The organism is Streptomyces sp. ActVer (genome assembly GCF_027270795.1).
Classification (GTDB): domain Bacteria; phylum Actinomycetota; class Actinomycetes; order Streptomycetales; family Streptomycetaceae; genus Streptomyces; species Streptomyces umbrinus_A.
Genome location: NZ_JAPWHT010000326.1, coordinates 1 through 11,793 on the forward strand (window position 1 = coordinate 1; position 11,793 = coordinate 11,793).

The following is an 11,793-nucleotide window of genomic DNA, read 5'->3' on the forward strand; positions in this document are numbered from 1 at the left end:
CGTTCGGGGCCGCCGACGGCGGCCCCGGCGCGCGGAGAGCGCCTCCTGCTCGGCACTGTCCGGGTCGTACTCCCCGGGCGCCGCCCGGCGCCGCCGGGGGCTCGCGGGCAGCGCCTCGCGCCACTGGTCGTCGTAGCGCTCGTCGTCCTCGCCGAAGCCGTCGTCCGTCTCACGAGGGTGTACGAGGCCGAGCCGGGCGCCCAGCATGCGCAGCCGCTGCGGAATGGCGTTGACCGGTGTCGCGGTGACCACCAGCAGCCCGAAGACCGTGACCAGCGCAAGAAGCGGTACGGCGAGGACCTCGCCCATCGTGTACGTCAGCGGTGTCGCCGCACCCCAGCCGATGAGCCCGCCCGCGTCCCTTATCGCCTGCATTCCGTCGCTGCGCGCGGGCGCCCCGCAGGCGATGTGGACCTGGCCGAGCACACCGATGACGAGCGCGGAAAGACCGATCACGATGCGGCCGTTGGCCTCGGGCTTCTCCGGATGCCGGATGAGGCGCGCGGCGATGACCCCGAGCAGTATCGGCACGAGCAGGTCGAGGCGGCCGAAGGCACCGGTCACCAGCATCTCGACGAGGTCGCCAACCGGACCACGGAGGTTGGACCAGGTCCCGGCCGCGACAATGAGTGCCAGACCGAGCAGCAGCAGCGCGAGACCGTCCTTTCGATGCGCCGGGTCGAGCCCCTTCGCGCCCCGCCCTATGCCGCGGAACACGGCGCCGACGGCATGCGCGACCCCCAGCCACAGGGCACGCACCAGCTTGTACACGCCCCCGGTCGGGTTGGGCGCCGGCTTCGGAGGCGCGGCTTTCTTGGCCGCGGCCTTCTTCGCGGGCGCCTTTTTCGCCGGGGCTTTCTTCGCGGGGGCCTTCTTCGCCGCAGCCTTCCTCGGTGCGGCCGCCTTCTTCGCGGGCGCCTTCTTGGCTGCGGACTGACGTGGGGCCATGAGTGTGAGGTTACCGGTGGAGACCACTGCGGACACGTGTGCCTACTGCTTCACCCGTTCGTGTCGCCCACACAGGGCACCGAACTGACGCCGCCTCAACACCAACCCTGGCCGTGGACAACGACGTTGCCCTCACCCGCGCCCCGTAAGGGGCGCGGGGAACTGCGCGCCCAACCCCCACCGACCTGTGAGCGACACACCCGCCTGAGCCGGCGCGACTCAGTTCTGCGAGGGCAGCGAAGAAGCCGCCCCACTCCCCGTCCCCGGTTCCAACGCGTCCAGCGCCCGGCGCAACCCCGTGAGTTTGCGTTCGAGATGGGCCGCGGTGGCCACCGCGGCCGCGTCCGCCGAGTCGTCGTCGAGCTGTTTGGAGAGGGCCTCGGCCTGCTCCTCGACAGCCGCGAGCCGCGCGGAGAGTTCGGCGAGCAGCCCCGCCGGCTCCTTGGTGTCGCCGACCGCCGCCTTGCCGCCACCGCCTTCGAGCTGGAGCCGCAGCAGCGCGGCCTGCTCCCGGAGTTGGCAGTTCTTCATGTAGAGCTCTACGAAGACCGAGACCTTCGCGCGCAGCACCCACGGGTCGAACGGCTTCGAGATGTAGTCCACCGCACCCGCCGCGTATCCCCTGAAGGTGTGGTGCGGGCCGTGGTTGATCGCCGTGAGGAAGATGATCGGGATGTCCCGGGTCCGTTCTCGCCTCTTGATGTGCGCGGCGGTTTCGAAACCGTCCATGCCCGGCATCTGGACGTCCAGCAGAATGACCGCGAAGTCGTCCGTGAGCAGTGCTTTGAGCGCTTCCTCCCCGGAAGATGCCCGAACCAGTGTCTGATCGAGCGCGGAGAGAATCGCCTCCAGCGCCAGCAGATTCTCCGGCCGGTCATCGACCAGGAGGATCTTGGCCTTCTGCACCATGGCCCGCCCTCCTCGTCCCGGCAGTGCACCGGGCGCCGCCCCAGGGGACGACTCCCTTGCGTCGCCCGTCCTTGTGCCGGTCATGGTAGCCGCACCCCGCCTGTCGCCACACCCTGTCACCGCGATGTCACTGTGCACGTAGCAGAAACGTAGCGGGAGACCAGAAGGTTCCCCGAATCCTGGGTTTCTACACCGCCTCGGGCACACTCAGTCAACAGCCCGGCGCGCCCGGGCCACCGCCCGAGCACCCCTGGCCACACGGCCGTTCCCGGCCGCCCGGTCACTCCTGCCACCCTGTCACTGTCCATGCATCCACTGCTGCATGACCGCGAGAAGATGATCGGGATCGACCGGCTTCGTCACATAGTCGGAAGCACCCGACTCGATCGCCTTCTCCCGGTCGCCCTTCATCGCCTTCGCGGTGAGCGCGATGATCGGCAGCCCGGCGAACTGGGGCATCCGACGGATCGCCGTCGTGGTCGCGTATCCGTCCATCTCGGGCATCATGATGTCCATCAGAACGACCGTCACATCGTCGTGCTGTTCCAGCACTTCGATGCCTTCGCGGCCGTTCTCGGCGTACAGCACCGACAGTCCGTGCTGCTCCAGGACGCTGGTGAGCGCGAACACGTTGCGGATGTCGTCGTCGACGATCAGCACCTTCTCGCCCTCGAAGCGGATGACGGCGCGCGAGTGCACGGACGTCTCCTCACCTCCGACGGTCCAGGAATCCCGAGCCTGCGTCTGCGGCCCCGGAAGGGCGGGCCGCTGCTGGGCCGAGGGCATCGCCCTGCGACGTCGCCTGAAGAGCGCGGCGGCCCCGTTCTGGGTCTCCTGGTACGACTTGACCTCGGCGGGGGTCTCCACGTGACCCCCGTTCTCGTCGTCCGAACCCGCGGGAAGCGCCCCGTTCTCCATGGGCGTACCGAGTTGCGGATAGCCCTGGGGGGGCAGTTCGCTCGGGTGCAGCGGCAAATACAGGGTGAAGGTCGAGCCGCGTCCCGGCTCGCTCTGCGCGTGGATCTCGCCGCCCAGCAGTCGCGCGATCTCCCGGGAGATGGACAACCCCAGTCCCGTACCGCCGTACTTGCGGCTCGTCGTGCCGTCCGCCTGCTTGAACGCCTCGAAGATCACCCGCATCTTGCTGCCCGCGATCCCGATTCCCGTGTCCGCCACGGAGAACGCGATCAGATCGGCGTCCGCGTCCCGCAGTGAACCCGCCTCCAAGAGCTGTTCCCGGATGGCGACCGGCACTTCCGCGCCCGCGGGCCGGATGACCAGTTCGACCGCTCCGGAGTCGGTGAACTTCACCGCGTTGGAGAGCAGGTTGCGCAGCACCTGAAGGAGCCGCTGTTCGTCCGTGTGCAGCGTGGCCGGCAGTTCCGGCGACACCCGTACGGAGAAATCGAGGCCCTTCTCCGCCGTCAACGGACGGAAAGTGGCCTCTACGTAGTCGACGAGTTGGACCAGCGCGATACGTGTCGGCGACACGTCCATCTTGCCCGCCTCGACCTTCGACAGGTCGAGGATGTCGTTGATCAGCTGGAGCAGGTCGGAGCCCGCGCCGTGGATCGTCTCGGCGAACTCGACCTGCTTCGGGGTGAGGTTGGAGTCCGCGTTGTCGGCGAGCAGCTTGGCCAGGATCAGCAGCGAGTTGAGCGGCGTACGCAGCTCGTGCGACATATTGGCAAGGAACTCGCTCTTGTAGCGCATGGAGACCGCGAGTTGCTCGGCGCGCTCCTCCAGGACCTGCCGCGCCTCCTCGATCTCGGTGTTCTTGACCTCGATGTCGCGGTTCTGCTGGGCCAGCAGCTCGGCCTTCTCCTCCAGCTCGGCGTTGGACGCCTGGAGGGCCTTCTGCCGGTTCTCCAGCTCGGCCGACCGCTCCCGCAGCTGCTCCGTCAACTCCTGCGACTGCTTGAGCAGTACCTCGGTCTTCGTGTTGACCGCGATCGTGTTGACGCTCGTCGCGATCATCTCGGCGATCTGGCTGAGGAAGTCCTTCTGGATGTGCGTGAACGAGTGGAACGACGCCAGCTCGATCACACCGAGCACGGTCCCTTCGAAGAGCACCGGCAGCACGATGACATGCGCGGGAGGCGCCTCACCGAGCCCGGACGCGATCTTCAGGTACCCCGGCGGCACGTTCTCCACGAGAATCGTCCGCTTCTCCTTGGCGGCCGTCCCGATCAGCGTCTCCCCTGGCCTGAACGACGTCGGCATGGAGCCCATGGAGTACCCGTACGACCCGAGCATGCGCAGTTCGTACGAGTCGTCGTGCGCGGCGCCCACGTCCTTGCCGTCGTCCAGCGGCATCGCCAGGAAGAACGCGCCGTGCTGCGCCGAGACCACCGGAGTCAGCTCGCTCATGATCAGCGAGGCCACGTCGGCGAGGTCGCGCCGGCCCTGCATCAGACCGGAGATCCGGGCGAGGTTGCCCTTCAGCCAGTCCTGCTCCTTGTTGGCGATGGTGGTGTCGCGCAGGTTGGCGATCATCTTGTTGATGTAGTCCTGAAGTTCCTGGATCTCGCCCGAGGCGTCCACGTCGATCTTCAGGTTCAGGTCGCCACGGGTCACCGCGGTGGCCACGCGCGCGATGGCACGCACCTGCCGGGTGAGGTTCCCGGCCATCTCGTTCACCGACTCGGTGAGGTCGCGCCAGGTGCCGTCGACATCGCGAACGCGCGCCTGACCGCCCAACTGGCCCTCCGTGCCCACCTCGCGGGCTACTCGGGTGACCTCCTCGGCGAACGACGACAGCTGGTCGACCATCGTGTTGATGGTGGTCTTCAGCTCCAGGATCTCGCCGCGCGCATCGATGTCGATCTTCTTGGTCAGGTCGCCCTTGGCGATGGCCGTGGTGACCATCGCGATGTTGCGCACCTGGCCGGTCAGGTTGGACGCCATGCCGTTCACGGACTCGGTGAGGTCCTTCCACGTACCGGACACGCCCGGTACGCGCGCCTGGCCGCCGAGGATGCCGTCCGTGCCCACCTCGCGGGCCACCTTGGTGACCTGGTCGGCGAACGAACTCAGCGTCTTCACCATGGTGTTGAACGTGTCGGCGAGCTGCGCGACCTCGCCGCGGGCCTCGATCGTCACCGTCCGCGTCAGGTCGCCGTTGGCGACGGCCGCCGCGACCTGCGAGATGTTCCGCACCTGCATGGTGAGGTTGTAGGCCATCAGGTTGACGTTGTCGCTCAGGTCCTTCCAGATGCCCGTGACCCCGGGCACCCGCGCCTGACCGCCCAACTGGCCCTCGGTGCCCACCTCGCGGGCCACCCGGGTCACCTGCTCGGCGAACGACGACAGCTGGTCGACCATCGTGTTGACGGTCGTGACGAGTTCGAGGATCTCGCCCTTGGCGTCGACGGTGATCTTCTTCGACAGGTCACCCATGGCGACCGCGGTCGTGACCTCGGCGATGTTGCGCACCTGAATGGTCAGGTTGTTCGCCATGAAGTTCACGGACTGTGTGAGGTCCTTCCAGGTGCCGGAGACACCCTGCACCTCGGCCTGTCCGCCGAGGATGCCCTCCGTGCCCACCTCACGGGCCACCCGCGTGACCTGCTCGGCGAAGTTCGAGAGCTGGTCCACCATCGTGTTGAGGGTGTTCTTCAGCTCCAGGATCTCGCCGCGCGCGTCCACGTCGATCTTCTGCGACAGGTCACCCCGGGCCACCGCCGTCGCGACCTGCGCGATGTTGCGCACCTGGGCGGTGAGGTTGCCGGCCATGCCGTTCACGGAGTCGGTCAGGTCGCGCCACACACCGGCGACGCCGGGCACCTGCGCCTGACCGCCCAGCCGGCCGTCCGTGCCCACCTCGCGGGCCACCCTGGTCACCTGCTCGGCAAAGGCGCTGAGCTGGTCGACCATCGTGTTGATGGTGTTCTTCAGCTCCAGGATCTCGCCGCGCGCGTCGACCTCGATCTTCTGCGACAGGTCACCCCGGGCCACCGCCGTCGTCACCTGGGCGATCTGCCGCACCTGGGAGGTCAGGTTGCCCGCCATGAAGTTGACGGAGTCGGTGAGGTCCTTCCACGTGCCGGACACACCGTCCACGCGCGCCTGACCGCCCAGCCGGCCCTCCGTGCCCACGTCACGCGCCATCCGCGTCACCTGGTCGGCGAAGGACGACAGCTGGTCCACCATCGTGTTCACAGTGTTCTTCAGCGCGAGCATCTCGCCGGAGACGTCCACGGTGACCTTCTGCGACAGATCGCCGTTGGCCACCGCCGTCGTCACCTGCGCAATGTTCCTCACCTGTCCGGTGAGATTCCGGAACGCCGTATTGACGGAGTCCGTGAGGTCCTTCCACGTACCGGCCGCGCCCGGCACCGCCGCCTGGCCGCCCAGCTCACCCTCGACACCGACCTCCCGCGCCACGCGGGTCACCTCGGCACCGAAGCTCGACAGCTGGTCGACCATCGTGTTGACGGTGTTCTTCAGTTCCAGCATCTCGCCGGCGACCTCGACGCTGACCTTCTGCGACAGGTCGCCGTTGGCCACGGCCGTCGTCACCGCGGCGATGTCCCGCACCTGAGTGGTGAGGTTCCGGAAGACCGTGTTCACCGAATCGGTGAGGTCCTTCCACGTTCCCGCCGCGCCCGGCACGTTCGCCTGCCCGCCGAGCCGCCCCTCGCCACCGACCTCGTTGGCCACACGGGTGACCTCGTCCGCGAACGTACGCAGCGTCTCGGTCATCTGGTTGATCGTCTCGGCGAGCTGCGCGACCTCGCCGCGCGCCGACACGGTCACCTTCTGCGAGAGGTCACCGTTGGCCACCGCGGTCGTCACCTGGGCAATCCCGCGCACCTGCGCGGTCAGATTGCCGGCCATAAGATTCACCGAATCGGTGAGGTCCTTCCACACACCCGCCACACCCGGCACCTGTGCCTGGCCGCCGAGCTCGCCCTCGGTGCCCACCTCACGCGCGACTCGCGTCACCTCGGAGGAGAAAGAGGACAGCTGATCCACCATCGTGTTGACGGTGTTCTTCAGCTCCAGCATCTCGCCGGCCACGTGAACCGTGACCTTCCGTGACAAGTCACCCTTGGCGACCGCCGTGGTCACGAGCGCGATGTCCCGCACCTGAGCCGTCAGCCGGTACGCCATGGTGTTGACCGAATCCGTGAGGTCCTTCCACGAACCGGACATACCACGCACCCGGGCCTGCCCGCCCAGCTTGCCCTCGGTGCCCACCTCGCTGGCCACGCGCGTGACCTCGTCGGTGAACGTCGACAGCTGGTCGACCAGGTTGTTGACCGTGCGCCCGACCTTCAGGAACTCCCCGCGCAGCGGATGCCCGTTCCCGTCCGCGGCCTGCGCCCGCAGCTCCATACGCGGCGACAGATCGCCCTCCGCCACGGCGGACAGCACCCGTCCGACCTCGGAGACGGGCCGTACGAGGTCGTCGACCAGCGCGTTGGAGTTGTCGATCGCGGTGGCCCAGGAACCCTCGCAAGCGCCCGACTCCAGCCGCTCCGTCAACTTGCCCTCGCGGCCGACCATGCGCCGCACGCGCGCCAGCTCGCCCGTCAGATGCAGATTCCGATCGGCCACTTCATTGAAAACCGCCGCAATCTCGGACATCACGCCATCGCCCGAGACCGTGAGCCGCTTACGGAAGTTGCCGTCCCGCATCGACACCAGGGCCGCCAGCAGCCTGTCCAGGGCAGCCGTGTCCACGGTGGTGGTGCCATTGCGTGGTTTGCGCTGGTTACTCAGGGACTGTCCGCCTTTCGCGCGCGTTTTAGTGCCCCGCGTCGCTGCGCCAGACTCCACTGTGTCCCTCCCGCAAGGGTCGACCATTTAATGCTCGGCGTACTCGGGTACTACTGCTCGGCGTACTGGAAGGCACTCGGCCTGCCCGGACCTTCCCTTGAAGCTTGCCCAGTGTTTCACCATGGCTGAACCAGGCCATAACAGTTCGGCAGCTTCGCACATGGTCCGCACACACGCTCCGGAGTGGAAACAGTGGTGACCGGCATCCGCACGGACGGCGAAGGTAAGTAACCTTGCATGCGGCTGTCCAGCCACGCCGGTCCTTCCGGCCTGGGCGGTGGCACGAGCACGAGCGGGCAGGCATCGGAGGGGCACCGCACCATGACCACCGAACTGCATCCTGGGGGACCGCCCCAGGATCCCCGGCCGACGGGGAACCAGCCCCTGCCACGGCAGGAGCGGGTCGGCCACGCAGCGCTGCCCTCCGACAACCGGACAAGGAGTTCTGTGATCACCGCGCGCGCGGCCGCCAGCTTCGATCCTGTCGGGCGGTCCGTCGCGACCGCTCGGTCCTTCGTCCGTGACACCCTCCAAGGTTGGGGCTTCGCCGACATCGTCGACGACGCCGTGGTCCTCACCAGCGAGCTTGTCACCAATGCCGTGGTGCACGCGGGCACGTCCGCCGACGTCCTGTGCCTGCGCAGCGACGAGGGCGTACGGATCGAGGTGGGGGACCGCTACCCGGAACGTGAGATTCCACTCCAGGCGACCGCCATCAACATGGGCAGCCCCGACCGCGAGGGAGGCCGCGGTCTGCAGCTCTGCGCCGCCCTGGCCGGCCGCTGGGGCGTCGAGTACACACCCACGCACAAGCAGGTCTGGTTCCAGCTGGAACTGCCGGACCGCTCGGTGGGCACACGCACGGCCGGCCCCGCCCTCCCGGCCAACCTCCTCCCGCTCGCCGACGGCCGCGTCCGCGTGGCGGTGGTCCAGATCGACCGCACCGGCGCCATCAACGCCTGGAACGAGGACGCGGAGGAACTGTTCGGGTACGCGGCCGAGCAGGTCATCGGCAAGCCCCTCACCGACCTCGCGGCCTGGCCGCACACGCCCGGCACCAGCACCGGCATCGTCGAGGCACTCCAACTCTCCCGCTGGGAGGGCAGCTACGGCCTCCGCGCCGCCGACGGCCGTGTGACACCGGTCTACGCCTCGCACCTGCGCGTCCGGGACACCGGCGGCGAGCCCTCGACGGTCTGCCTTCTCGTACGCGACCACGAACGCGCAGTCCTGCAGACCCCGTTGCGCGTCAACGCATCCGACACGACCACCAGTTCGGAGGGTCAGGCGTCGGACCCCTTCGAGGTCTTCATCGGCTCGCCGGCCCCCGACGACCTGGACGGCCTCCTCCAGCGCACGGTGGAGCGCGCCCGCGACATGCTCGACGGCGACTCCGCCTTCCTCCTCCTGGCGACCGACGACGAAACGGAGTTGGAGGTCCGCGCCTCCACCGGCCTCCCCTCCGCCCGCCAGCGCTTCGCGCGCGTCCCCGTGGAAGCGGGCCCCGGCCGCTACGGCTCGGCCCGTATGCCCGCCGTGCACGAGGACCTGACGGTCGTTCCGGGCGCCGTACCGCTCCTCAGCGGCACGGGCATGCGCTCGGTCGTCACGGTCCCCCTCAAGGTCGAGGGCCGCCTCACCGGTTCGCTCGGCGTCGCGGCCGAGGCCCAGGGGCGGTATTCGAACGAGGAGGCCCTTCGCCTCCAGTTCGCCGCCGACCGCATCGCGCTCGCCGTGGAGTCGGCGCGCCTGGGCGAGCTGGAGCGCCTGCGCCGCGGCTCCCTGTCCTTCCTCGTCGAGGCCTCGGACCTCCTCGCGGGCACGCTCGACCGCGACCAGACACTGGCCCTGATGGCCCAGATGACGGTCCCGACCCTGGCCACCTGGTGCGCCGTCTACACGATCGCCGACCAGGCCTCGGATCCGTATCTTTCGTACGTCCTGCACGAGGACGAGGAGCGCATCGACGGCCTCAAGGCCCTTCTGTCGAAGATCGCCCCTCCGGACCCCGTCCCGACCCCGGGCGCCCGCGTCTGGGGCGCTCCCGCGGAGGCGGCCCACCAGGCCGCCCTGCGCACCTCCATGCGCAGCCTCGGCCTCGGCGAGCCCGCCACCGTGAGCTCCGGCATCGGTACGACACTGCAGACGGCCGCCGCGGTCGGCGGCGAGACGGTCGTACTCCCCCTGGTGGCCCGCAACCGCGTCATCGGCATGCTGACGCTCGGCAAGCCGTCGGACGAACACTTCCGCCAGGAAATCCTGGAACTGGCCGAGGACTTGAGCCGCAGGGCCGCCCTGGCCCTCGACAACGCCCGCCTGTACTCGGAGCGCACGGCCATCAGCCAGTCCCTCCAGCGCAGCCTCCTGCCCCCGGAACTCCCCCAGATCGACGGCGTGGAGGTCGAGGTCATCTACCGCGCGGCGGGCGAGGGCAACGAGGTCGGCGGCGACTTCTACGACCTCTTCCCCATCCGCGACGGCGCCTACGGCTTCGCCATCGGAGACGTCTGCGGTACGGGTCCGGAGGCGGCCGCCGTCACCGGCCTCGCCCGGCACGCGCTGCGGCTGCTCGCCCGCGAGGGCTTCGGCGGCCCGGCGGTCCTGGAGCGCCTGAACTCCGCGATCCTCGACGAGGGCGCCCGCAGCCGCTTCCTGACGCTCCTGTACGGGGAGTTGTGGCCCCAGGAGGACGGCTCCGCGCTCCTCAAGGTCGTCTGCGCCGGCCACCCGCTCCCCCTGCGCCTCCGCCAGGACGGCACGGTCGAACCGGCCGCCGAACCCCAGCCACTCCTCGGTGTGATGGAGGACCTGGAGCTGTACGAGCAGACGATCACGCTCGACCCGGGCGACGTCCTGCTGTGCGTGACGGACGGCGTCACCGAACGCCGCGAGGGCACTCGCATGTTGGGCGACGACGGTCTCACGGACGTCCTCACCACCTGCACGGGCCTCACGGCCGGAGCCGTGGCCGCCCGCATCATGCGCGCGGTGGAACGCTTCGCGTCGGACGCCCCGTCAGACGACATGGCCATTCTCGCGATGCGCGTTCCCGGCCTTCAGAACGACTGAGCCCTGGCCCGGAGGAACCGGTCCCGGACACACAAAAGGCCCCCGCCCACAAGGGCGGAGGCCTTTTTGTCTGAGCCCCCCAACGGAATCGAACCGTTGACCTTCTCCTTACCATGGAGACGCTCTGCCGACTGAGCTAGGGGGGCCAGTTACCTTTCGAGGTCTCCCTCGCGGCAACGGAATAGATCATACCCCGAACGGCGGCGTGCTCCCAACCCTGTTCGACCGCCTAGAAGGCAGGCTGCAGGAGCCCACCGAGGGCGTTGCACGCGGACACCATCCGCTGCATCTCTCGCCTCGTCAACGACGCGTCGACGGGCAGAGCAAGCGTCTCGTCGGCGGCTCGCTCGGTCTCCGGCAGACAGACGTCCCGCCGGAACACGGGAATCCGGTGCACGGGCGTCTTCACCGGCACCCGGCACTCGACTCCCTTGGCCCGCACGGCCCGCGCGAAGGCGTCCCGGTCCGGCCGCCCGTTCCCCGGCACCCGCACGACGTACTGCTGGTACGTATGTCCGATGCCGCGCACCGGCGTCCGCACGCCCCTCAACCGCCCGTCGAGGAACGCCGCATGCGCCCTGCGCTCCTCGATCTCACCGTACGGCGCCTCGGATTCGCCCTGCTCCAGCACGAGCAGCCCGTGCCGCTGTCCGACGTCCCGGAGCCGCGCAATGTCAGCGGGCCGTCCGAAGCGGTGTACGGCGACGACAGCGACCGTCCGCGGACCGACGGCCGCGTTCACCTCGGTGGCATCCAGGCAGTACGTGGCCGGGTCTATGTCGGCGAAGACCGGCATCGCACCGGCCTGGATCACGGCCTCGGCGACCTCGACGTTGCCGAACGCCGGCACGATGACCTCGTCACCGATTCCCACGCCCGCGGCCCGGAGCATTGCAGCAGTACCCATGTCCGGGATGTTGGTCGCGCAACGTGAACTCCAAGTGACGCAGAACAAAAAAGAGCTGGTCCCTGAACCGAAGTTCAGGGACCAGCTCTATTAATAATAGTTCGGCGGTGTCCTACTCTCCCACAGGGTCCCCCCTGCAGTACCATCGGCGCTGTAAGGCTTAGCTTCCGGGTTCG

5 protein-coding genes, 1 tRNA gene and 1 rRNA gene are annotated in these 11,793 nt (G+C 68.7%); 1 reads left to right on the forward strand and 6 read right to left on the reverse strand.

Annotation, left to right across the window (positions count from 1 at the left end; all coding sequences use genetic code 11):
• The 3 genes from O3Q52_RS37445 to O3Q52_RS37455 form a co-directional block, all read right to left on the reverse strand.
• The coding region (locus O3Q52_RS37445) for a DNA translocase FtsK 4TM domain-containing protein (RefSeq protein WP_332112977.1) at nucleotides 1–948 on the reverse strand (948 nt) is incomplete at its 3' end.
• A gap of 219 nt (nucleotides 949–1,167) precedes the next feature.
• Nucleotides 1,168–1,857, reverse strand: coding sequence for a two-component system response regulator (locus O3Q52_RS37450; protein ID WP_200395535.1), 690 nt, complete (start codon nucleotides 1,855–1,857; stop codon nucleotides 1,168–1,170).
• A gap of 297 nt (nucleotides 1,858–2,154) precedes the next feature.
• On the reverse strand, nucleotides 2,155–7,641 hold the full coding sequence (locus O3Q52_RS37455; RefSeq protein ID WP_269653067.1) for a HAMP domain-containing protein: 5,487 nt from the start codon (nucleotides 7,639–7,641) through the stop codon (nucleotides 2,155–2,157).
• A gap of 321 nt (nucleotides 7,642–7,962) precedes the next feature.
• Here O3Q52_RS37455 and O3Q52_RS37460 point away from each other — a divergent pair, with 321 nt between their 5' ends.
• Complete coding sequence (locus O3Q52_RS37460; protein WP_269653068.1) at nucleotides 7,963–10,710, forward strand: SpoIIE family protein phosphatase; 2,748 nt, start codon at nucleotides 7,963–7,965, stop codon at nucleotides 10,708–10,710.
• Nucleotides 10,711–10,783: 73 nt separating this feature from the next.
• Here O3Q52_RS37460 and O3Q52_RS37465 read toward each other — a convergent pair.
• The 3 genes from O3Q52_RS37465 to rrf form a co-directional block, all read right to left on the reverse strand.
• Nucleotides 10,784–10,856, reverse strand: a tRNA-Thr gene (locus tag O3Q52_RS37465).
• 83 nt (nucleotides 10,857–10,939) lie between these two features.
• The gene (locus O3Q52_RS37470; protein ID WP_269653069.1) at nucleotides 10,940–11,602 is read right to left on the reverse strand and encodes a DegT/DnrJ/EryC1/StrS family aminotransferase; all 663 of its coding nucleotides are present in this window, start codon (nucleotides 11,600–11,602) and stop codon (nucleotides 10,940–10,942) included.
• A gap of 114 nt (nucleotides 11,603–11,716) precedes the next feature.
• Nucleotides 11,717–11,793: ribosomal RNA gene (rrf, locus tag O3Q52_RS37475) — 5S ribosomal RNA — on the reverse strand; the annotation flags it as partial.

Bases quoted from the DNA above. Each gene is read 5' to 3' on its own strand.
- O3Q52_RS37460 (WP_269653068.1), top strand. From the start codon at position 7,963: ATGACCACCGAACTGCATCCTGGGGGACCGCCCCAGGATCCCCGGCCG.
- O3Q52_RS37450 (WP_200395535.1), bottom strand. From the start codon at position 1,857: ATGGTGCAGAAGGCCAAGATCCTCCTGGTCGATGACCGGCCGGAGAAT.
- O3Q52_RS37470 (WP_269653069.1), bottom strand. From the start codon at position 11,602: ATGCTCCGGGCCGCGGGCGTGGGAATCGGTGACGAGGTCATCGTGCCG.